We start from the raw sequence: 22,598 nt of genomic DNA, 5'->3' as shown, positions 1-22,598 counted from the left end.
AGGCGAGTGGCGAATAGCGAATGGCGTTTCCCTATTCGCCATTCGCCACTCCCCATCTTCAATGCCGCAAGATCTGACTCAGGAACAGCTTCGTCCGCGCGTGCTGCGGGTTGGCGAAGAATTCATGCGGCGTGTTTGACTCGATGACCTGGCCAGCGTCCATGAAGACGACGCGGTTGGCGACTTCGCGGGCAAATCCCATTTCGTGGGTGACCACCAGCATGGTCATGCCTTCCTTGGCGAGGTCGACCATGGTGTCGAGCACTTCCTTGACCATTTCCGGGTCGAGCGCCGAGGTCGGCTCGTCGAACAGCATCACCTTCGGATTCATGGTCAGCGCGCGGGCAATGGCAACGCGCTGCTGCTGACCGCCCGACATTTGGCCGGGATATTTGTTGGCCTGATGCGGGATCTTGACCCGCTCCAGGAATTTCATCGCGGTCGCCTCCGCGTCCTTTTTCGGAATGTTGCGTACCCAGATCGGCGCCAGCGTGCAGTTCTCCAGCACGGTCAGGTGCGGAAACAGGTTGAAGCTCTGGAACACCATGCCGACCTCGCGGCGAACTTCATCCACCCGCCGCAGGTTCGGACCGAGCTCGATGCCCTCGACGACGATCTGTCCTTCCTGGAATTCCTCCAGCGCGTTGATGCAGCGGATCAGCGTCGACTTGCCCGAACCTGAGGGGCCGCAGATCACGATCCGCTCGCCCTTGGCGACATCGAGGTTGATGTCGCGCAGGACGTGAAAATCGCCGTACCATTTGTTGAGTGCGTTGATGCCAACGATCGAGTTTGCGGTCATGGTGATGTACTCAGTTGCGACGATGGGCGTTCAGCCGGTTCTCGACGAACAGCGAGTAACGCGACATCCCGAAGCAGAAGACGAAATAGATGATGCCGACAAAGGCAAAGCCGGTAAACAGCGTCGTCGGTGTCGACCAGACCGGATCGGAGAACGAGGCGCGCAGACTGCCAAGCAGGTCGAACAGCGCAACGATCGAGACCAGCGAGGTATCCTTGAACAGCGCGATGAAGCTGTTGACGAGACCGGGGATGACATGGCGCAGCGCCTGCGGCATCACGATCAGCGCCGTGGTCTTGGCCCAGGACAGGCCGAGCGCGCTCGCCGCCTCCCCTTGTCCGCGCGGAATCGCCGCCAGACCCCCGCGGATGACTTCGGCCTGGTACGCACCGGCAAACAGCGCGATGCCGATCAGGGCGCGCATCAGCCCGTCGATGGTGAAGCCGGCAGGCACGAACAGCGGCAGCATGTAGGTTGCAAAGAACAGCACGGTAATCAGCGGAACGCCGCGCCAGAACTCGATGAAGGCAATCGAGAAGATTCGGATCAGCGGAATGGTCGAGCGCCGCCCCAGCGCGAGCGCGATGCCGACCGGCATCGAGGCGACGATGCCGACAACGGACACCACCAGCGTCACCAGCAGGCCGCCCCACAACCGCGTGTCGACCTCCGGAAGTCCACCGCTGTCGAGACCCATCACCGCGATCACGAAGGCGATGGCGACAAAGACCCCAAGGCAGGTGATGAGCGGACGCCAGCCGGACCGCAAGCCGCCACCGAGCCAGAACAGCAGCGCCGACACGATCAACGCGGTCGCGGCGAGGTCGGTCCAGACCGGCCGGCCGAAGGCCTGGATCTGATCGCGCAGCCAGGTTAGCGGCAGCAGTACCCAGCCAATCACCGTGCTCACCAGTACGATCAGCTTGCCGAGGACCCATAGCAGCGATCCGATAACGGCCGTCGCCTCGCCCGCGGCCACGAGCTTCCTGCCGCCGTCGCCGATGCTATCGTTGAAGCCAGACAGCAGCCCGGCGGTCCAGCTCACGCCGAAGCCCCCCAGTCCACCGCCGCGCAGCAGGAAGAAGGCGACGACAGGTAACGCCACGAAGAACAGAATGGCGTTCGGACCCTTGGCCGGCAGCCGCGGAATCAGCAGCGGAACCAGCAGGATGGCGGCAAGAATGAAGGTCAGGTTGACGCGCCAGCGCTCCGGCTCCGGGTAGAAGCCATAGATGAACTGGTAAATCTTCGCTTGAATGAACGGCCAACAGGCGCCGACCGGGCGTCCAACATTTTCAGCGAGACAGGCCGTCCGATCCGTGCCGGTCCAGACCGCATCGACCAGCGCGAACTTCACGGCCGGAACGACAGTGACCCAAAGCAGCAACAGGCTGACAATCGTGATCAGGATATTGGTCGGAGAATTGAACAGCCGCGTGCGCAGGAAGCCGATGAACCCGGTGGTCTTCACGGGCGCGGCCCGCTCCGGCACGAGGTCCTGACGGACGAAATTGGATGCGGTCGTGTCGCTCATCCGCCCATGCTCCGGCTGATCCGCCATCCATAGAAACTCATGATTGCGCTGGTGACCAGCGAGATCAGGAGATAGACGCCCATGGTGATACCGATGATTTCGATCGCCTGCCCGGTCTGGCTCAGCGTGGTTCCGGCGAACACCGAGACCAGATCGGGATAGCCGATCGCAACCGCCAGCGAGGAGTTCTTGGTCAGGTTGAGATACTGGTTGGTGAGCGGGGGCAGGATCACGCGCATCGCCTGCGGGATCACGATCAGCCGCAACACCGAACCGCGCTGCAGTCCGAGCGAGGAACCGGCTTCCATCTGGCCCTTGTGCACCGAAAGAATGCCCGCACGCACGATCTCGGCGATGAAGGCCGCCGTGTAGGTCGACAGCGCCAGCGTCAGCGCAACGAATTCCGGTATCAGGCGTGAGCCGCCGGCGAAGTTGAAGCCCCTGAGCACGGGCACCTCAAACGTGACAGGTAGGCCGAAAATCAGCACGCTGAGCAACGGCAGGCCGACAACCATGCCGAGCGCGTAGGGCCAGACCTTGATCACCTTGCCGCTTTGGAAGAGCTGACGGCGCGCGTAGCGCCACAACATGATCGCGGCGACGATCGCGACCAGCAAGGCGACGACGAACGGCTCGAAGCCAGGCTCCCCGATCGGCTTCGGAATGATCAGGCCGCGATTGCTGAGAAAGAAGCTGTCGAAGATCGAGATGCTCTGCCGCGGATTGGGCAAAGCGGCGAGCACCGCGAGATACCAGAACAGGATCTGGAACAGCAGCGGCAGGTTGCGGATCAGTTCGACATAGCCGCCCGAGATTCGCGCCAGTAGCCAGTTCGGCGACAGCCGGCCGAGAGCAACCAGGAAGCCGATCAGGGTGGCGAAGAAGATGCCGATCACCGAGACCAGCAACGTGTTCAGCAGGCCAACCACAAAGACCCGCGTGTAGGGATCGGACCCCGAATAGGGGATCAGGCTCTGGCTGACGTCAAAGCCGGCATTGTTGGCAAGGAAGCCGAAGCCCGCGGTGATCCGCTGCGCCTGCAAATTGGCACGGGCATTGGCGACGATCTCGTAGGAGATCCATGCGAGCGCGGCGACGAACAGCAGTTGGAGGACGAAGCCGCTCCAGCCAGCCCGGCCGCCGAGCGCGCGCTGCAGCCTGGGAAGTAGCTGCGACGGAGGTTTTCGGGGTTCGATGGCCATCGCCGCAGCCCCTCTCGCTGGCGCTTAGCGGATCGGCGGGGCGTACTGGATACCGCCCTTGCTCCATAGGTTGTTGAGGCCGCGGGCGATGCCGAGCTTGGAGCCGGAACCGACATTGCGCTCGAAGGACTCGCCGTAATTGCCGACCGCCTTCACGACCCGCACCATCCAGTCCTTGGTCAGGCCGAGTTGCTCGCCCAGATTGCCGTCAGTGCCGACGGCGCGCTTGACCTCAGGCTTGTCGGACTTGGCCATCTCGTCCACATTCTTCTGCGTCAAGCCGAGCTCTTCGGCGCCGACCATCGCATAAAGCGTCCATTTCACGATATCGAACCACTGATCGTCGCCATGGCGCACCATCGGCCCGAGCGGTTCTTTTGAGATCACCTCGGGCAGTACGACGTGCTCGGCCGGGTTGGCGACCTTCAGGCGTTCGGCATAGAGCTGGGAGACGTCGGAGGTGAACACGTCGCAGCGGCCGGACTCATAGGCCTTGATAGTTTCGTCGGCGGTCGCGAACGCGATCACCTCGTACTTCATGTTGTTGCCCTTGAAGTAGTCGGCGAGGTTCTGCTCGGTCGTGGTGCCGGTCTGCACGCAAACCGACGCACTGTTGAGCTCCAGCGCCGAATTCACCTTCAGCGACTTCTTCACCAGGAAGCCTTGGCCGTCATAATAGGTAACACCGGTGAAGTTGGCGCCCAGCGAAGTATCGCGCGACAGCGTCCAGGTGGTGTTGCGGGACAGCACGTCGATCTCGCCCGACTGCAGCGCGGTGAAACGGTCCTTGGCCGAGAGCGGGACGAACTTGATCTTGGTCGCGTCGTTGAAAATGGCAGCCGCTATCGCCCGGCAGATGTCGACGTCGAGCCCGGTCCAGTTACCCTTGTCGTCCGGCGTCGAGAAGCCCGGCAGGCCCTGGCTGACCCCACAGGACAGCATGCCCCGGTCCTTGACCGTCTTGAGGGTTTGCGCCGAGGCGGCCTGGGCCGAGAGGCCGGCGGCAAGGGCAAGGGTAACAACCAGAGATACGCGTTTCATGGGTTAGGCCTTTCAAGGGGACGTCCGGAGATCGTTTTAGGCAACGCCTGACGTTGTGGGGCCAACCCGCTGATCCCTCGCTGAAAAGCGTCGTCCCGACCGTGCATTTAGCGTGCCAGTCCGGTCAGGCGGTGGATCTGATATCGCGGCAGGCCCCTCAACTTGCAGCGACTGTTCGTTGGCGCGCATCTCAGAACGACTGGCGTGCCGGGTCAAGGGGTTGACTGCCCTCTTCTGTGTCTTGTTATTAACGCACCCGGCCTCGACCCGCCGCTCGCCGGTGTTTTCGCGATCAAGTTGTGGCTGCGGCATAACGTCTTGGATAATGCAAACGCATGAGCTTTTCGCACGACGGTCCGTCCAACCCGCAAAAACCCGAAACCAGACTGGTCACCGCCGGCCGCGACACCAAAGGACAAAGGGGTTTCGTCAATCCAGCGGTATACCGCGGATCGACCGTGCTCTACCCGACCGCCGAGGACCTGCACGCCCACCGCGCCGAATTCTCCTACGGACGTCACGGCACCCCGACCACACTGGCGCTGCAGGACGTGCTGATGTCACTGGAGGGCCCGCAGTGCGCGGGCGTGGGCCTCGCGCCATCAGGACTTGCCGCAATCACCACCGCACTCCTGTCGGTCTTGAAGGCCGGCGATCATCTGCTGGTGACCGATAATGTCTACCGGCCGTCGCGCAACTTCTGCAACGGCATGCTGGCCCGTTACGGCGTCGAGGTCGGCTATTTCGATCCGCTGGTCGGCGCCGGGATCGAGAAACTGTTCAAACCGAACACCAGGGCGGTGCTGGTCGAGGCGCCCGGCTCGCAGTCGTTTGAAATGAGCGACATTCCCGCCATCGCCGAAGTCGCGCATGCCAAGGGCGCGCTCGTCATCGACGACAACACCTGGGCGACGCCACTGTTTCACCGCTCGCTCGACCAGGGCGTCGATATCAGCATGCAGGCCGCCACCAAATATGTCGGCGGCCATTCCGACATCATGTTCGGCACGATTTCGGCGAATGCAAAAGCCTGGCCGCTGCTCACCGAGGGTATCCGCCTGCTCGGCGTCTGCGCCGGACCGGACGACGTATTCCTGGCGCTGCGCGGCACCCGCACGCTTTCGGTGCGGCTCGCGCAACATTACCGCTCGGGCCTGGAAATGGCGCGCTGGCTCGCCGGCCGCCCCGAGGTCCTGCAGGTCTTGCATCCGGCGCTCGAAAGCCATCCCGGCCACGCGATCTGGAAGCGCGACTTCACCGGCGCCTCCGGCCTGTTCAGCATCGTGCTGAAGCCGGTACCGCAGAAGGCGGTCGATGCCCTGCTCGACGCCGTCAGGCTGTTCGGCATGGGCTATTCGTGGGGCGGCTTCGAAAGCCTCATCATCCCGTTCGACTGCGATCCCTACCGCACGGCGACCAAATGGTCCCCCGGCGGGCCGACGTTGCGGCTCCACATCGGCCTGGAGAATGTCGACGACCTCAAGGCCGATCTCGATCGCGGTTTTGCGGCATTGAAGGCGGCCACCTAGGGCGTGAAGCCATAAGCTCGAGCGTACAAGGCTTCAGCCACAAGGGCGCCCGGTCGCGCCCTCGCCTGCAGGCGGGACACCGCCTCGGCCAGCGGAACGTCGGCCTGTGAGCCGTCGCGCTCGCGCAGGCTCACCCGGCCGTCCCTCATCTCGCGCCCGCCGACGATAGCCATCACCGGCACTGCCATTTCATGGGCCGCCACGATGCGCCGCGAAAGGGTATCGGCGCCGTCACAGGCAACGGCCCGGATTCCGGCATCCTCGAACGCCGCCAGAACGTCCGCGCCGTATCCGGCCTGGTCTTTCGAGATCGGCGCGACCGCGACCTGGTCTGGCGACAGCCAGAAGGGAAGCACGCCGCCGTGGTGCTCGAGCAGGATCGCGATCATGCGGCCGAGCGATCCGAAGATGGCGTGGTGGATCATCAGGGGCCTCGCGCGGCTGCCGTCGGGGGCGACGTAGGACGCCTCGAGCCGCTGCGGCAGCACGCCGTCGACCTGCACGGTGCCGCACTGCCAGGATCGTCCCAGCCGATCGCGCAGCGCGAATTCCAGCTTCGGTCCGTAGAACGCACCTTCGCCGGGGTTGATTTGAGGCACGAGGCCGCAGCGCCGCGCGGCATCGCCGAGCTTCGCTTCCGACCAGTCCCAGGTCGCGTCGTCGCCGGCACGCACCGCCGGCCGCGTCGCCAGCGCCACCTCGTAGTCGGGAAAACCGAGTTCCCGGTAGACCTCGTCCAGCAGGGCGATGAAGCACGCGACTTCGCCCTCCACGTCCTGCTCGCGGCAGAACACATGCGCGTCGTCTTGATCGAAGGCGCGCGTCCGCATGATGCCGTGGAGCGAACCGGAAGGCTCATTGCGGTGGCAGGCGCCGAACTCGGCATAGCGGATCGGAAGCTCCCGCCACGAGCGCAGCCCCTTGTTGAAGATCTGCACGTGGCACGGGCACGACATTGGTTTCAGCGCCATCGCCTGCTCGCCGTCGTCGACCCGAAACATGTGCTCGCCGAACTTGTCCCAGTGCCCGCTGCGGCCCCAGAACTCCTTTGGCAGAAGCTGCGGTGTCCGGACCTCGGCATAGCCGGCCTGGCGCATCTTGCGCCGGACATAATCCTCCAGCACCCGGTAGACCGCGTAGCCGCGCGGATGCCAGAACACCATGCCCGGCGCATCTTCCTGAAGGTGCCAGAGTTTGAGCTTCACGCCGAGATTTCTGTGGTCGAGATCGTCCATGGCTGTATTCCCTGTGATCGGAAAAAGCGCGGACGGGGACCATCAAAAACCAGAAAAGGCCCCGTCCGTCGCCGGCGGGGCCTTTTCTGGGTGAAGTACGCTTGTCTCTAGCGCGCGCAACCAGCAGGCGATCCGCCGTAAGCGGTCGCGGTGGTGGTCAATGCGGCTGACTGAAGCTTCTTCATGCGCTGTATATGGCGGTAAAACGCTCAGGCGTCAACGCCAGCCGCCTAGCGTTCGTCAAGCTCGCATCCATTCGCACCTGGCTGTGTGCTAATGAGTCCACGGGGCTAGGCCGGCGCTTCACGCCGCCCGATTTCGCAACCCGGCCGTATCAGCCATCTCAGCCGCGAGCAACAAAGCCGCGCGGCTGGCGCCAACCGAGGCGACGCCTTGGCCGGCGATGTCATAGGCCGTGCCATGCGCCGGCGTGCAGATCGGAAACGGGAAGCCGCCGAGAATTGTCACTCCGCGATCGAAGCCCATCAGCTTCATCGCGATCTGGCCCTGGTCGTGGTACATCGTCAGCACCGCATCGAAGGCCCCGTTCTTGGCGCGCAGGAAAACCGTATCGGCCGGAAACGGCCCTTCCGCCGCTATTCCTTCGGCCCGGCCGGCCATGACAGCAGGTTCGATCACATCGATCTCCTCGCGGCCGAAATTGCCGCCGTCACCGGCATGCGGGTTGAGACCAGCCACCGCGATACGGGGCTCGGCAAAGCCGGCCTGTCGCATGCAGGCATCGGTCAGTTTCAGCGCGCGATGAATACGTTCGACGGAGAGGCGCGAGGCCACATCCTTGAGCGCGATGTGCGAGGTGACGCGGGCATTCCAGAGCCTGTCGAGCACGTTGAATTCGCTGGCTGGCGTTTTCAGGCCGGCGACCTCGGCGGAGAACGCGATCTCGTCGTCATACTCCGCGCGCGCGAGCCGCATCGCCTTCTTGTTGAACGGCGTGAAGCAGACGGCGTCGGCCTGCCCGTCACGCGCCAGCGTGAGCGCGCGACGATAATTCTCCAGCGCGAACGCGCCACCGGCCTGGCTCGCGACACCACGCTCGACGGTCGCGGAATCGAGATGCCCAAGGTCCATAAAAGCGGCGTCACTGCCGATTGATCGCGGGTCCGCCGATGGCGCTACATTTGGCAGGTCCGTCCTGACGCCGGCCACGCGCGCGCCTTCGTCGAAAACGCGGCGGTCTCCGATCACGATCAGGCGTGCGCGGGAGAGGATTTCATCGAGGCAGGCGAGTTTTGCGGTCAGCTCCGGGCTGATACCGGCGGGATCTCCCATCGCCAGCGCGATCACCGGCTTGCCGGGGCTATGCAGCTTCATATGGTCCTCACCTTTTCATCAGCGGCTTCGTCCGGCTTTCGCAGCAGACGCACAATCTGCAGGGCGAGCGGAAGCAGTAGCAACGCCATCCCGGCCAGAACGAGAGTCGTCACCAGCCGGTTTGCAAAGAATATCCCGAGCGATCCCTTCGACATCAGCATGGCCTGCCGGAACGCGTCCTCAGCCTTGTCGCCGATCACGATCGCAAGCACCAACGGCGCCAACGGATAGTGCAGCTTCTTGAAGAGATAGCCGACGACACCGAAGCCGAGCATCAGGACGACGTCGAGATAGGAGTTCGAGACCGAATAGGCGCCCACCACGCAGATGATGACGATCAGGGGAGCGATGACGGCGAAGGGAATGCGCATCAGGGCGGCGAACACGGGAACGGTGAGCAGCACGAGCGCAACCGCAACGATGTTGCCGACATACATTGAGGCGATCAGTCCCCAGACGAAATCCTTCTGGTCGACGAATAGCATCGGTCCGGGATTCAATCCCCAGATCATCAGCCCGCCCATCATGACAGCGGCCGTAGCCGAGCCGGGAATGCCGAGCGAAAGCATCGGCAATAGCGCGCTGGTGCCGGCGGCGTGGTCGGCGGTCTCCGGCGCGACGATGCCCTCGGCCTCGCCGGTGCCGAAACGCGCGCCATTGCGCGAGAAGCGCTTGGCGATACCATAGCTCATGAAGGAAGCCGCGGTTGGACCACCCGGTGTAATGCCCATCCAGCAGCCGATGGCGGCGCTGCGCAGCAACGCAATGCCGTGCTGCGGCAGACGGCCGAGCGCCCGGAAGACTTCCTTCCAATCCACCCTCGACGATACCGCGCGGGCCTGAAACTCCTCCTCCACCGCAATCAGCAACTCGCCGATACCAAACAGCCCCATCACGGCAACGACGAAGCTGACGCCCTTCACCAGCTCGTCGATACCCATGGTGAGCCGCACGCTGCCCGAGACCGTATCGATACCGATCGCGGCGATGGCAAAGCCGATCGCGAGCGCCACCACCGTCTTGATCGGCGCCGCACCGCCCATGCCGACGAAACTGGCGAAGGCGAGGAAATAGACCGCGAAGTATTCGGGCGGTCCGAAGGCGAGCGCCACCTGCGCCACCCACGACGCCAGAAACGTAATCAGGACCACGCCGACAAGCGCGCCGAACGCCGCCGAGCCGAAAGCGGTGGCCAGCGCCGTCGTCGGCCTGCCGTCGCGCGCCATCGGATAGCCGTCGAATGTGGTGGCGACCGACGAAGGTTCGCCCGGGATGTTGAACAGGATCGACGTCACCGAGCCGCCGAACAGCGCGCCCCAATACATGCTCGAAAGCAGGATGATCGCCGACACCGGCTGCATGCCGAAGGTCAGCGGCAGCAATAGCGACACTCCGTTTGGCGCACCAAGACCGGGCAGAACGCCGACGAGAATGCCGAGCAGAACGCCGATCACCATCAGCGTCAGGTGCGGAACGGTGACCGCGATGGTGAAACCGTGCAGCAGCGATTGAAGGTTTTCCATCGCCCCGCCCTTCAGAAACCGAACGCTGTGGCGACCGCGCCGTGCGGCAGCGACACCTGGAACATGCGCTCGAACACGACGTAAAGCGCAAGCGGCGTTGCCGCGGCGATGACAAGCGCGCGCAAGACCGATTGCCGTTTCGGCAACGCCAGGACCGCAAAAACGTAGCCCGCCGAGGCGAGATACATTCCAACCATTGGAATGACGGCGACGAAAATCGCGGCTGGAACGAACAAGCCCGCGAGGCGGCGCAACTCGGATGGCGTGATGGCTGTCCTGACCACTGCGAGGGTGCCGCGCCCCATGGCGCCCTGCCCCATGTTGTAAAGGCTGCCGAGCACGATGATGATGCCGGTCAGGAACGGAAACGTACCGGCGTCGACGCCGGCGCTCGACCAGCCGATGCCGTTGTCGATGCTGGAAACAACGACAACGACGCCAAAGATTCCGGTCAGCGCCGCGGCGGCTATCTCGAGCGCGCGTCGTGATATCATCGGTCCGGCCCTACTTCACCAGCCAGCCCTGTTCGCCCGCGACCTGCTTTACATGTTCGAGGTCCTGCTTGATGAAACTGTCGAACGCAGCGCCGGTCAGGAAGGTATCAACCTGCGAGGTCCTTTCGATGTATTCCTTCCACTCGGGCGTCGCCTGCACCTTCTTCAATAGGTCGACGTAGAACGCCGCCTGCTCCGGGCTGACCTTGCCGGGCAGCCACACCGTGCGCGGCTGCTCATATTGCGAAATCGCAAGCCCCTGCTCGACGCAGGTCGGCACGTCGCTCCAGCCTTCTGACGTCGTGACCTTCGGTCCCTGCGGCAACCGCTTCGGGCTGAACGCGCAGAGCGGGCGCTGGGTGCTACCGCGCCATTGCCCAAGGCTCTCGGAGGGATTGTTGACGTGGGCATCGATATGGCCGCCGGCCAGTTGCACGGCAGCCTCAGCACCGCTCTTGAAGGGGATGTAGGTGAATTTGACGCGGGCCGCCTTCTCGATCATCCGCGTCAGCACCTCGTCGGTGTCCTTGGACTGCGCGCCGCCCATCTTGAACTCGGTCGCGGCCGCCGCCTTGAGAAAGTCGCCCGCCGTCTTGTAGGGCGCGTCCTGTTTCACCCACAGCAGGAACTCGTCCTGCGCCATCGCGGCAATCGGGGTGAGATCGGTGTAGTTGAAGGCAACCTTGGAGACGAGCGGTTGCTGCCACGCGTTCGAGGTACCGAAGATCACCTTGTAGGGATCGCCGGCGGACGCCTTGCCGTAGACATAGCCTTCCGCCCCGCTGCCGCCGCCCTTGTTGACGACCACGACCGGCTGGTCGGTCAGTTTGTATTTGGTGACGATGCTCTGGACGGCGCGCGCAAGATTGTCAGTGCCGCCGCCCGGCCCCGCGGTAGCGACGAACTCGATCGGCTTCTGCGGCTGCCAGGCCGCGATGGCCGGAAGCGCGCCCGCGAGCATGAAAGCCGTCGTGGACAGCAGCAGTTTTGACGTGATCTTCATGGTTTCCTCCGGGTAGGCGTTTCTTGTTGTCGTTCGTATTCTCGTCTTCTCGTCAGGCGACCGGCTCCTTGCGGCCGGCCGAGGCGGCAACGATCGCCCCCTCCCGCTCGAACGCATCGATCTGCGCCGGATCAAAACCATGTTCGCGCAGCACCTCGCGCGTATGCTCGCCATAAACAGGCGCGCCCGAACGCACCTTCCCGGGCGTCGCCGAGAATTTGACCGGCAGCCCGATCGTCTTCACCGGTCCGAGGGTCGAATGTTCGACCTCAACCACCATCTCGCGCGCGAGCGTCTGCGGATCGCTCAACGCTTCCAGCATGTCGTGCACGGGGCCGCAGGGCACGCCTTTCTCGTCAAGTGCCGCCAGCCAATGCGCCCGCGTCTGTTTGCGGAAACGCCCGCTCAATTCGGCTTCGAGCTCCTTCAGATTCGCCATGCGGTCGGAGCCGTTGACGAAGCGCGGGTCGGAAGCCAGTTCCAGCGCGCCAAGCGCTTCCAGCATCAATAGCCAGTGCTTCTTGTTGGCGCCGCCTACCACGAGCCAGCCATCGGATGCCTCGAACGCCTGATACGGTGCGTTGAGCGGATGGGCCGAGCCCATGGCGCGCGGCGCCACGTTGCTGGCGAGCGCAATCGTCGACTGCCAATAGGTCTGAACCAGCGCCGCCTCGTAGAGCGAGGTCTCCACCCACTGCCCTTCACCGGTCTTGAGCCGATGCGAATAGGCGGCCAGGATCCCCATGCTGGCGAGGAGTCCGGCCGTGATATCGGACAGCGGCGGGCCGCATTTGACCGGCGGACCATCCCGCCGTTCGCCCGTGAAACTCATGATGCCGCTCATCGCCTGGGCGACCAGATCGAAGCCCCGGCGATGCTTGTACGGGCCGGTTCGGCCAAAACCAGAGAGCGAGCAATAGATCAGCGCCGGAAAATCCCGATGCAGTTCCTCATAGCCGAAGCCTAACCGCTCCATCGCGCCCGGCGCGAAATTCTCGACCAGCACGTCGGCGTCAGCGATCAGCCGCCGCAGCACTTCCTTGCCGCCTGCGGTCTTCAGGTCGAGCACGATACCGCGCTTGTTGCGGTTCATCATCAGGAAGGAGGCTGCCTCGTCGCCGATCTTCGGTGGCACCGAGTGCCGCGTGTCGTCGCCATTTGGCCATTTCTCGATCTTGATGACATCGGCGCCCATGTCGGCGAGCATCAGCGTGCAGGTCGGTCCCGCCATCACATGGGTGAGATCGATGACCTTGAGGCCGGCAAGCGGCCCCGAACGCGGCGTCGTGTCGTTTTGAAGGGACATTAAGGGCTCCTATTGGCCGCGCCATTGCGGCGCGCGCTTGGTGAGAAACGCGTCGAGCCCTTCGCGGAAATCCTGGCTGGTGTAGCACATCAGGATGAGGTCCTCGCCCTCCTCGTGCGTCAGCCGTTTCTGCAGCCGGGCGACTGCCTGCTTGGTCGCGCTCAGCGTCAGCGGCGCGTTGCCGGCAACGAGCCTTGCGATCTTGTCGGCGCGCCTGTCGAGCGCGGCCAGATCATCGACGACCTCGTTGAGCAGGCCCACCGAGGCCGCCTCCTCGGCTTCGACAAGCCGTGCCGTGAAGATCAGATCCTTGACGCGCGCCGGGCCGATCAACGCGGTGATGCGGCCGACATTCGACATCGACAGGCAGTTGCCGAGCGTGCGCGCGATCGGAAACCCCATCCGCGTGCTTCTGGTGCCGATGCGGAGGTCACAGCAGGCCGCGATTCCCGCGCCGCCGCCGGTGCAGGCGCCGTTGATGGCGGCAATCGTCGGCACCCGGCAGGTTTCGAGGATGCCGAGCACGCGGTCGATGCGGTTCTCGTAGTCGAGCCCGTCCTGCGGCGCCTTGAAGGCCCGGAACTGGTTGATGTCGGTGCCCGCGGCAAACGCTTTGTCGCCGGCACCCCGCAGCAGCAGCACCTTGATCCCATGGTCGCGGTTGGCGCGCTCGCAGATCGCAGCCAACCGCTCGTACATCGCGAAGGTGAAGGCGTTGCGCGCCTGCGGTCTGTTGAAGGTTATCCGGCCGATACCGTCATCGAGGGCAAACAGGAGGTCATCCTCCCCCACAGTCGCGTCCTGATCCATGCCGCCGGCCCTTTTCTTAATCGACCTTAACCAATTCTGAATGCAAAAATGCGACTTATCAAGCTGGAACTAGCAATATTCCGGTGATATAACGATTTTTGCATTCAAATTGGATCTTTAGGGATGCTTCATGAGGAAGTCGTAGGCCGCGTCCGCGCCATGTTGCTCGATGGCGAGATCCCGCCGGGCGCGCGGATTCCCGAGCGCGACCTCTGTGAAAAGCTGCAGATCTCGCGCACACCGCTGCGCGAAGCCCTCAAGGTGCTCGCCGCCGAGGGCCTGGTTCAATTGCTGCCGAACCGCGGCTCGCGCGCGGCCAGGTTGACCGACAAGGATATGCGCGACCTGTTCGAGGTGTGCCAGGGGCTCGAAGCCCTGGCTGGCGAGCTCGCCTGCGAGCGCATCACCGATGCCGATATCGCCGAGGTCGCCGCCGTCCACGCCACGATGGTGCGGCACTACGGCGATCGCGACCTTCTCCAATACTACCGCTGCAACCGCACCATCCACGAGGCGATCATCGCCGCGGCCGGCAACCCGGTGCTGTCAGGCCTATATGAATCCGTCACGGCCCGCATTCGGCGTGCGCGCTACGTCACGCCGATGACACCACGCCGCTGGGCGCTGGCGGTGCAGGAGCACGAAGCGATCCTCAATGCACTGCAACGCCGCGACGGCGTGGGGTTGTCGCATATCCTGCGCGCGCATCTGCGCCACAAGCGCGAGGAGGTCTTGCAGGCTGGCTTCGCGGAGACCGAGCCGCAAGATCAGGCTCACGCATCATAGCAGCGTCTAGCCTGACGCTGATTCTCATCCGAAGCGCCCGTCCATCTCTACCCGCATTCGACCGTCGCTACGCCCACGCCGAGACGACCCCGCGGTTTTGCGGAGCGGTTTTCCCAAAACGATAACCACCCGTTCACCATGACGGCGAATCTCGCCGTGCGATCGACCAAATAATTCAACCCTCAAGTTCCCTTATACCTTTGATGCCTAGTCATACCTCCGGGGATGGCCGTCATCTGCCGTGTAGTTGGGACGTCCCTGCGTAAGAGTAGCAAAGCGTATGAACATCGCACGTGTCGTCGTTCTGACCATCGCATTGAGTGCCGGCGGTGTTGCCGCCTATCTCGCCCGTGGCACGGAAGAAACATCTCGACCAGTAGCCGAACCTGTCGCACCGTTGCAGACGGTGGAAATTCTGGTCGCGAAGTCCGACATCGGGCTCGGCCAGCAGGTCAAGCCCGAGGACCTGCAATGGCAGGCCTGGCCTGCCGCGGCCGCCGGCAGCAATCTGATCAACCGAGTCAGCAAGGCCGAAGCCATCAAGGAAATCGCAGGCTCGATCGCGCGCAGCCCATTCTTCGCGGGCGAGCCGATCCGCGAGCAGAAGTTGGTCAAAGCCAACGGCTCCGGCTTCATGGCAGCCATCCTGCCGACCGGCATGCGGGCGATCTCGACCGAGATCTCGCCGGAAACCGGTGCCGGCGGCTTCATCCTGCCCAACGACCGTGTCGACGTCATCCTCTCCAAGCGTGAAAAGAATCCGGACAGCAAGGGACCCGACGTCGCCCAATCGGAAATCATTCTCTCCAACATCCGCGTGCTGGCGATCGATCAGGCGCCAAAGGAAAAAGAGGGCAGCAACTCCCTCGTCGGCCGCACCGCCACACTCGAACTGAAGCCCGAGCAGGCCGAGACTCTGGCGCGCGCGCGCCAGAGCGGCACGCTGTCGCTCGCGCTGCGCAGTATCACCGATGTCAACGCGGCCGAAGGCCGTTCCGAGGCTCAAAAACGAAACGAGAGCGTCAACGTGGTTCGCTACGGAGTCGCCAATCAAACGACGGCACAGAAGTGACCGAAAGGACGCCCGATATGAAGTTTGGGGAAAATCAGTCAGCGATGCGAACCGTGGCGGTGCGCACCCTGTTATTGTCGGCTGTCGCCTCGCTGACATTCGGGCCGCTGCTGCCCGTGGTCGCAGCCGAGTCTGAGAAGGATCCGGTCACGACCTCCGCAATCGGCCCGGTCAAGATGCGCTTCCTCTCGCTCGGCATCGGCAAGTCGGTGGTCGTCGACCTGCCACGCGACGTAAAGGACGTGCTGGTGGCCGATCCGAAGATCGCCAATGCCGTCATTCGCTCCCCGCAACGCGCCTACATCATCGGCGGCGCCGTCGGCCAGACCAACGTGGTGTTTTTCGACGGCGATGGCCAGCAGATCGCGTCCTACGACATCGCAGTTAAACGCGATCTCAACGGCGTGCGCGCCGCGCTGCGGCAGTCGTTGCCGGGGATTCAGATCGAGGGCGTCGGCGACAGCGTACTGCTGACTGGCTCGGTATCGAGCCCGGTCGAAGCCCAACAGGCCGGCGAGATCGCTGCACGGCTGGTCGGCGGATCCGAGAAGGTCGTCAACTCGATCGTCGTTCGCGGCCGCGACCAGGTGATGTTGAAGGTCACTGTCGCGGAAGTGCGGCGCGATATCATCAAACAGATGGGCATCGATCTCAGCGCCAGCATGAATGTTGGCAACACGTCGGTGCTCTTCAACAATAACAATCCCTTCACGGCAAACAACCAGCCCCTCGTCCCTGGCAATAGCCTTATCGGGCAATTTGGCTCGGCGCCGTCGGTCAGGGCGACGCTTCGCGCGATGGAAAGCGCCGGTGTCGTGCGGACGCTCGCCGAACCCAATCTCACAGCGATCTCCGGCGAATCCGCAACGTTTATCTCGGGCGGCGAATTTCCCATTCCGACCGGCGTGACCTGCCAAACGACCACGGGCGGCACCATCGGACAATGCGTCCAGACCGTCAGCTTCAAGAAATTCGGCATCTCGCTCAACTTCACGCCGGTAGTCCTGAGTGAGGGGCGGATCAGCCTGCGGGTGATGACGGAAGTGTCGGAAGTCTCGACCGAAAACTCCCTGACGGGCGGTGCCGGTGGAACGACCATTCCCTCGATCAAGACCCGGCGTGCAGAGACCACGCTGGAAGTACCGTCCGGCGGCTCGGTGGCGATGGCCGGCCTCATCCAGGAGCAGACCAAGCAGGCCATCAACGGCCTGCCCGGGCTTGATCAATTGCCGGTTCTGGGCGCGCTGTTCCGCAGCCAGGACTTCGTCAACAACCAGACCGAACTGATGGTTCTCGTGACGCCGTATGTTGTGCGCGCGGTCGCGCAGAAAGAGCTGTCGCGGCCCGATGACGGCTTCGCGCCGGCTGCCGATTCCCAGTCCACGCTGCTCGGACGCATCAACCGCATCTACGGCCTCGCCGCCCGCGTCGATCCGGTCGCCGGCGTCCAGGGCAACTTTGGCTTCATCATTGATTGAGTTTCAGAACTGTTCACCGCGTGGGGACGAGGACAGAACGATGATAACCAGAACACCGCTCCATCGCGTCAAGGCCGGGGGGCTGCTCGGCGCCCTTCTGGGCCTTTCGGCGACACTCGGCGCTTGCACGTGGCAGTCCACGGAAATCGTGACAACCGCAAGCGTATCTGACGATTACCGCCACCGTCATCCGATTGCCGTAACCGAAGCCGACCACTCGATCGTCGTGTTCGTCGGCCGAGGCCGCGGCGGCCTCTCGGGGCCGCAGCGCGCCGACGTCATGGGCCTGGCGCAGGCCTGGATGCGCGAAGGCACCGGCGTAATCATCGCCGATGTCCCGATCGACACGGCGAACGCGCGCGCGGCCGCGTCGTCGTATCAGGAAATCCGATCGGTGCTGTTGGCGGGCGGCGTGCCCTCGCGCGCCATCACACGGCGTCACTACCACCCCGACGATATCAGGGCCTTGCCGACGATCAGGCTGAGCTATCCGAAGATCAAGGCGGTGGCCGGTCCTTGCGGGCTGTGGCCGCAAGACCTCGGGCCGAACATCGACAATGTCGCCTATAACGAAAACCGCTCCTACCACAATTTCGGCTGCGCCACCCAGCGCAACCTCGCGGCGATGGTCGACAATCCGGCGGACCTCGAGCAGCCGCGTCCAGAGACCGCCGCCTACACGCCGCGGCGCGATATCGCCTTTGACAAATATCGCAAGGGTGCATCGACCGCGACCAGCTATCCCGAAGCCGACAAGGCCAAACTCAGCGATACAGGCAAATGATCAGCCGCGTCTTTCAAAACTCCGACGAACAACTGGACGACACGCCGGCGCAGCCCGAGGAATACATCTCGCCGGCGCCGCGCGTATCGGTACAGGCCTTTTGCGCCAGTGTGGCGATCGCAACCGCGGTGCGCGCGGCGAGCGAAGACCGCCGTCTCGGCAAGGCGCACCTCTCGGTTCACATGGGCGGCATTGCCGCCGCCATCGAGGCTTACCACACGGCGCCGACGCCGAACGTGATCTTGCTGGAGACCGAACCCGGCAGCGATATCCTCGAAGGGCTCGATGAACTCGCGACCGTCTGCGACGCGGGAACGCGCGTCGTCGTGATCGGCAGCGCCAGCGATGTCACGCCCTATCGCGAACTGGTGCGGCGCGGCGTCAGCGACTACGTTACCGGACCGATCGAACCCATCGATGTCGTGCGCGCAATATGCGGCCTGTACGCGGCCTCCGAGGCCGTGGCCGTCGGCCGCATCGTCGCCGTCGTCGGCGCCAAGGGCGGCGTCGGTGCATCCACCGTCGCGCATAACGTGGCCTGGACGATTGCGCGCGATCTCGCGCTCGATTCCGTCGTGATCGATCTCGACCTTGCCTTCGGCACCGCCGGCCTCGATTACAATCAGGATCCGGTTCAGGGCATTGCCAATGCCGTCTTCCAGCAGGAACGGCCGGACTCCGCCTTCATGGAGCGTCTGCTGGCGAAATGCACCGACCGCCTCAACCTGTTGGCGGCGCCGGCGACCTTGGACCAGGTCTACGATTTCGGCGCCGACGCGTTCGATGCGATCTTCGATACGATGCGCATGACGACCCCCTGCATCGTGCTCGACGTTCCCCACCAATGGTCGGCATGGACCAAGCGCACGCTGGTCGGCGCAGACGACATTCTGATCGTCGCCGAGCCTGACCTCGCCAATATGCGCAACACCAAGAACATGCTGAACGTGCTGAAGGCGGCGCGGCCCAACGACCGCCCGCCGCTCTATTGCCTGAACCAGGTTGGCATGCACAAGCGTCCGGAGATATCCACGCGCGAATTCGCCAAGGCAATCGAGAGCCAGCCGATTGCGGCCATTCCGTTCGATTCGAAGATGTTCGGCACCGCCGCCAACAACGGCCAGATGATCGCGCAGATCGCCGCCAAGCATCGCACCACCCAGATGTTCCTGCAGATCGCGCAGCGCATGACGGGTCATGCCGTGACCAAGCGGTCGCGGATTTCGTTTCTCGCACCGATCATCAAGAAACTGCAGGGCGCGACGGCCCGCAGGGCGTGAGCAAAGGATGACGGCGCAGCGGCGTCGGACGGCGACGCTCATCGCGTTTTCGGGCGAAAGCCTGCCCCGGACTTGATCCGGGAGCCTGCCCCGGACTTGATCCGGGAGCCTGCCCCGGACTTGATCCGGGGTGAATTCAGGCTCTGCTGGCTCTGAATCGATCAGAACCGAAAAGGCTCCAGCCTAGTCGAGGCGTCGGGCCGCGGCGATCGGCATCTTGTCGGCCTCGGCCCGCGCGTTCTCCTTGTCCTTTCGCGCCAGCATCCTCTTCAATTGCGCGACGTTGGCTGCCGCCTCGGCGGGCGGCAGGTCGGCCTTCACAATCTTTTCTGCCTCGGCAAAATGCCCCTGCAGGCCGACCGCCAGTGCAAGATTGGCGCGCACCCGCGGATCGGTCCCGGCCAGGCTGTGGGCGCGGCGCAGCGTCTCCTCGGCCCTGGGCAGATCCTTCGAAAGCACGTAGGACAGTCCGAGATTGGACAGCACCGACGGATGGTCGGGCACGATTTTCAGCGCGCTCGCATAGTATTGCCGCGCCTCCTCGTATCGGCCGAGTTGATCCAGTGTTGCTCCCTGCGCCGACAGCAGCCGCCAATCGGGATCGTCGGGGCTGTGGGCGCGGCCGAGCACGTCGAAGGCCTGCTGGAAATTGCCGTTATCCGCCAGCGCGCGGCCATAGGTTGCGAGCAGCGGCTTATTGCCCGGATGGGCGATGGAGGCCTGTTCGAGCACCGCAACCGCCTGCGACCGCTGCCCTGTCGCGCGAAGCGCCTTACCGTATTTCAGGGCCGCGTCGGCATCCTTCGGATTGGCGCGATAGCGTTCCTGGTAAAGCTGGATATCGCGGCGCGGATCGGCGGCGTGGTCGGTGTCGGCCTTCTCGCCGATCGAACCGGTAATGTCTGACAGTCCCGAGGTCTGGCAGCCGCCAATCCCCAACGCCAGGATCAGGGTCGATGCGCACGCAAGGAGCCGCGTGACACGGAGCGGATGAGGCAACTTCTGGAACATGTAGCGGGACTCACGGCGGCGACTGTCCAGAAGTGTTCACAGCTTAACCCTAAGTTCCGGTTAAGCTGGCCCGCTTTTGCGGTAATTGGCGACCTTTGCGGGCGCCTCGCGCCGGGCATGCGCTTGCTGGCCCGTTCCGGGCCGACCGCACCAGCGGGGCGACCGAGCGGCCTAGTCGAGGAATTGCGCGCCGAGTTCGCAACCGATCCGCCAAGCCAGCTTGCACTGACGCGGCCTTCCCTCCGAAAAGATCACCGTGAATTCGGGAGGAATTTCGGGATATTCGGCGATGATCTTCACGCCGCCATCCGACATGTCTGTAATCATGCAGTCGCGCGGCAATCCGCCGGTCGCAAACTGTATTTTCGCAAAGTTTCTGCACGCACGTCGTTCGCTTCTGCGGCGATTCGCTAACATGTCTACCCTGGCCTTGCTGGAGTGATTCACCCGGAGGTGCCCTCAGCTTTACCGAAGAATTGTTGGAATTGACCTAGCGCGACGGCTCGCAATGTAACTGATACGTTTGAATTCCGTTTACCGAATCAGGAGCCGAAGACCTTCGAACACCGGCAAGCCACGATCGAGCAGCGCCCGTGCACGGCAATTTTCGGCAAATTAAAGGGTTGATCGCCCCTCGTCAGGCGATAGCCTGACCCCTCGACTCGATTTGGCGGAAACTGACGCGCATGGGAAGCCTCGTCCTTCTCGACCTGATGGGCGGCGTAGCATTGCTGCTGTGGGGCTTGCACATGGTCCACAGCGGGATCCTGCGCGCGTTCGGGCCGAACTTGCGTCTGTTATTGGCAAAGGCCCTGAGCAACCGCTTCTCCGCCCTCGCCGCCGGCCTCGGCTTGACCGCGCTGCTCCAGAGCAGCACCGCGACGGCGCTGATCACGAGTTCGTTTACGTCGGACGGGCTCGTCAGCCTGGTGCCTGCGCTCGCCATCATGCTCGGTGCCAATGTCGGCACCACGCTGATCGTGCAGATCCTGTCGTTCAACATCGCCGCCGTCGCGCCGGTGCTGTTCATCATTGGTCTGGTCGCCTTCCGCACCGGGCCGCGCTCGCGCATCAAGGACATCGGCCGCGTCTTTATCGGGCTCGGCCTGATGCTGCTGGCGCTGCACATCCTGCTCAACACGCTGGCGCCGGCGGAGAACGCGCCGGGTGTACGCGTATTCATGAACGCCATCACCGGCGATCCCGTGCTCTGCATCCTGTTCGCTGCGATCGTGACCTGGCTCGTGCATTCCTCTGTTGCCAGCGTGCTGCTGGTGATGTCGCTGGCCTATGCGCATTTCATCACCCCCTTTGCGGCGCTGGCGCTCGTACTCGGCGCCAATCTCGGCAGCGCCATCAATCCGATCGTCGAGGGCGCGCGCCGCGACAATCCCGCCAGCTATCGGCTTCCGCTCGGCAATCTCGTCAACCGGCTTGTCGGCGTCCTGCTGGTGGCGCCGTTCCTGCAGCCGATCGCGGAGCTTCTGATCGCGTGGCAACCGGATGTAGCCAAGGCAACCGCCCTGTTCCACATCGCCTTCAACGTTGCGACCGCAGCTCTCTTCATTGGCCTGCTCGACGGCATGGCGCGGCTGTTGAAGAGGTTGCTGCCCGAGCGCGTCAAGGAAGCCGACCCGACAGGTCCGCGCTATCTCGACGAGAGCGCACTCGAGACCCCCTCCCTCGCGCTGGCGGATGCCGCCCGCGAAACCCTGCATATGGGCGATCACGTCGAGATCATGCTGCGCAAGGTGATGGCGGCGATGATGACCAACGACCGCGCGCTGGTCGACGAGGTCTCGCGGATGGACAACATCGTCGACAGCCTCGACGAGGCGATCAAGCTCTATGTCACGAAGCTCACCCGCGGCAGTCTCGACGAGCGCGAGGGACACCGGGCGATGGAGATCGTCTCCTTCGCCATCAACCTCGAACATATCGGCGACATCATCGACAAGAATTTGAGCGAACTGGCCACCAAGAAGATCAAGCGCCGCTTCCAGTTCTCGGCCGAGGGCGCCGAGGAGCTTTCCGCCTTCCACAAGCGCACGATGGATTCTCTGCGGATCGCGTTCGGGGTCTTCATGTCGGGTGACCTCAACGAAGCGCGAAAACTGCTGGCCGAAAAGGCCGCGCTGCGCAATGCCGAGCTCGCCGCCACCGAGCGGCACCTCGACCGCTTGCGTGAAGGCCGGCCCGAAACCATCGAGACCACGTCGCTTCATCTCGACGTGTTGCGCGACCTCCGGCGCATCCACTCGCACATCTGCTCGGTCGCCTACCCCGTGCTCGATGCCGCCGGCGAACTCGCCGCCCATCGCAGTGCCGAAAGCGAATTGCTCGCGCTGCCCACGGCGGCACCGAGCCGCTGAC

At 63.8% G+C, this 22,598-nt stretch carries 20 protein-coding genes; 7 read left to right on the top strand and 13 right to left on the bottom strand.

The window, feature by feature from the left end; all coding sequences use genetic code 11:
* Positions 1-58: 58 nt before the first annotated feature.
* From V1273_RS17400 to V1273_RS17385, 4 genes are read right to left on the bottom strand one after another with little or no spacing between them, the layout of a single operon-like run.
* Positions 59-802: an amino acid ABC transporter ATP-binding protein gene (locus tag V1273_RS17400; RefSeq protein WP_057844192.1), complete on the bottom strand. Its 744-nt coding sequence runs from the start codon at positions 800-802 to the stop codon at positions 59-61.
* Between the two features lie 10 nt (positions 803-812).
* Positions 813-2,336 carry an amino acid ABC transporter permease gene (locus V1273_RS17395; RefSeq protein ID WP_334410346.1) on the bottom strand — a complete coding sequence of 508 codons (1,524 nt, stop codon included), beginning with the start codon at positions 2,334-2,336 and terminating at the stop codon, positions 813-815.
* The gene (locus V1273_RS17390) at positions 2,333-3,538 is read right to left on the bottom strand and encodes an amino acid ABC transporter permease (protein WP_334410344.1); all 1,206 of its coding nucleotides are present in this window, start codon (positions 3,536-3,538) and stop codon (positions 2,333-2,335) included. Before V1273_RS17390 ends, V1273_RS17395 begins: the two co-directional genes overlap by 4 nt.
* 24 nt (positions 3,539-3,562) lie before the next feature.
* Positions 3,563-4,579, bottom strand: a complete 1,017-nt coding sequence (locus V1273_RS17385) for an amino acid ABC transporter substrate-binding protein (RefSeq protein WP_334382257.1) — start codon at positions 4,577-4,579, stop codon at positions 3,563-3,565.
* A gap of 335 nt (positions 4,580-4,914) precedes the next feature.
* Between V1273_RS17385 and metC the strand changes: the two genes are divergently transcribed.
* The gene (gene metC / locus V1273_RS17380; protein ID WP_334410343.1) at positions 4,915-6,108 is read left to right on the top strand and encodes a cystathionine beta-lyase; all 1,194 of its coding nucleotides are present in this window, start codon (positions 4,915-4,917) and stop codon (positions 6,106-6,108) included.
* Here metC and thrS read toward each other — a convergent pair.
* The 7 genes from thrS to V1273_RS17345 form a co-directional block, all read right to left on the bottom strand.
* Positions 6,105-7,343: a threonine--tRNA ligase gene (thrS, locus tag V1273_RS17375; RefSeq protein ID WP_334410342.1), complete on the bottom strand. Its 1,239-nt coding sequence runs from the start codon at positions 7,341-7,343 to the stop codon at positions 6,105-6,107. The two genes, metC and thrS, sit on opposite strands and share 4 nt — an antisense overlap.
* A gap of 303 nt (positions 7,344-7,646) precedes the next feature.
* The gene (locus V1273_RS17370; RefSeq protein ID WP_334410341.1) at positions 7,647-8,678 is read right to left on the bottom strand and encodes a 4-hydroxythreonine-4-phosphate dehydrogenase PdxA; all 1,032 of its coding nucleotides are present in this window, start codon (positions 8,676-8,678) and stop codon (positions 7,647-7,649) included.
* On the bottom strand, positions 8,675-10,201 hold the full coding sequence (locus tag V1273_RS17365; protein ID WP_334382261.1) for a tripartite tricarboxylate transporter permease: 1,527 nt from the start codon (positions 10,199-10,201) through the stop codon (positions 8,675-8,677). The genes V1273_RS17370 and V1273_RS17365 overlap by 4 nt, the downstream gene beginning before the upstream one ends.
* A gap of 11 nt (positions 10,202-10,212) precedes the next feature.
* A complete protein-coding gene (locus tag V1273_RS17360) occupies positions 10,213-10,695 on the bottom strand; it encodes a tripartite tricarboxylate transporter TctB family protein (RefSeq protein ID WP_334410340.1) in 483 nt (160 codons plus the stop codon).
* Between the two features lie 10 nt (positions 10,696-10,705).
* Complete coding sequence (locus V1273_RS17355) at positions 10,706-11,698, bottom strand: Bug family tripartite tricarboxylate transporter substrate binding protein (protein WP_334410339.1); 993 nt, start codon at positions 11,696-11,698, stop codon at positions 10,706-10,708.
* A 52-nt stretch (positions 11,699-11,750) separates the two neighbouring features.
* On the bottom strand, positions 11,751-13,004 hold the full coding sequence (locus V1273_RS17350) for a CaiB/BaiF CoA transferase family protein (RefSeq protein WP_334410338.1): 1,254 nt from the start codon (positions 13,002-13,004) through the stop codon (positions 11,751-11,753).
* Positions 13,005-13,013: 9 nt separating this feature from the next.
* Positions 13,014-13,814, bottom strand: coding sequence for an enoyl-CoA hydratase/isomerase family protein (locus tag V1273_RS17345; protein WP_334410337.1), 801 nt, complete (start codon positions 13,812-13,814; stop codon positions 13,014-13,016).
* A gap of 123 nt (positions 13,815-13,937) precedes the next feature.
* On the opposite strand from V1273_RS17345, the gene V1273_RS17340 reads away from it, so the two are divergent.
* The 5 genes from V1273_RS17340 (at position 13,938) to V1273_RS17320 (ending at position 19,214) form a co-directional block, all read left to right on the top strand.
* The gene (locus tag V1273_RS17340) at positions 13,938-14,600 is read left to right on the top strand and encodes a GntR family transcriptional regulator (RefSeq protein WP_334410336.1); all 663 of its coding nucleotides are present in this window, start codon (positions 13,938-13,940) and stop codon (positions 14,598-14,600) included.
* A 280-nt stretch (positions 14,601-14,880) separates the two neighbouring features.
* A complete protein-coding gene (cpaB, locus tag V1273_RS17335; protein ID WP_334410335.1) occupies positions 14,881-15,672 on the top strand; it encodes a Flp pilus assembly protein CpaB in 792 nt (263 codons plus the stop codon).
* A 17-nt stretch (positions 15,673-15,689) separates the two neighbouring features.
* Positions 15,690-17,150: a type II and III secretion system protein family protein gene (locus V1273_RS17330; protein WP_334410334.1), complete on the top strand. Its 1,461-nt coding sequence runs from the start codon at positions 15,690-15,692 to the stop codon at positions 17,148-17,150.
* Positions 17,151-17,193: 43 nt separating this feature from the next.
* On the top strand, positions 17,194-17,934 hold the full coding sequence (locus V1273_RS17325; RefSeq protein WP_442894159.1) for a CpaD family pilus assembly protein: 741 nt from the start codon (positions 17,194-17,196) through the stop codon (positions 17,932-17,934).
* Positions 17,931-19,214, top strand: coding sequence for an AAA family ATPase (locus V1273_RS17320; protein WP_334362462.1), 1,284 nt, complete (start codon positions 17,931-17,933; stop codon positions 19,212-19,214). The genes V1273_RS17325 and V1273_RS17320 overlap by 4 nt, the downstream gene beginning before the upstream one ends.
* A gap of 183 nt (positions 19,215-19,397) precedes the next feature.
* Here V1273_RS17320 and V1273_RS17315 read toward each other — a convergent pair whose 3' ends face one another.
* Both V1273_RS17315 and V1273_RS17310 read right to left on the bottom strand, forming a co-directional pair.
* Positions 19,398-20,225: a tetratricopeptide repeat protein gene (locus tag V1273_RS17315; protein ID WP_334362461.1), complete on the bottom strand. Its 828-nt coding sequence runs from the start codon at positions 20,223-20,225 to the stop codon at positions 19,398-19,400.
* A 171-nt stretch (positions 20,226-20,396) separates the two neighbouring features.
* A complete protein-coding gene (locus V1273_RS17310; protein ID WP_028346170.1) occupies positions 20,397-20,642 on the bottom strand; it encodes a PilZ domain-containing protein in 246 nt (81 codons plus the stop codon).
* A 269-nt stretch (positions 20,643-20,911) separates the two neighbouring features.
* Between V1273_RS17310 and V1273_RS17305 the strand changes: the two genes are divergently transcribed.
* Positions 20,912-22,597, top strand: coding sequence for a Na/Pi cotransporter family protein (locus tag V1273_RS17305; protein WP_334410331.1), 1,686 nt, complete (start codon positions 20,912-20,914; stop codon positions 22,595-22,597).
* Position 22,598 lies beyond the last annotated feature (1 nt).

This window comes from Bradyrhizobium sp. AZCC 1721, from assembly GCF_036924715.1.
Lineage (GTDB): Bacteria > Pseudomonadota > Alphaproteobacteria > Rhizobiales > Xanthobacteraceae > Bradyrhizobium.
This window is presented reverse-complemented; position numbering and strand designations above follow the sequence as displayed.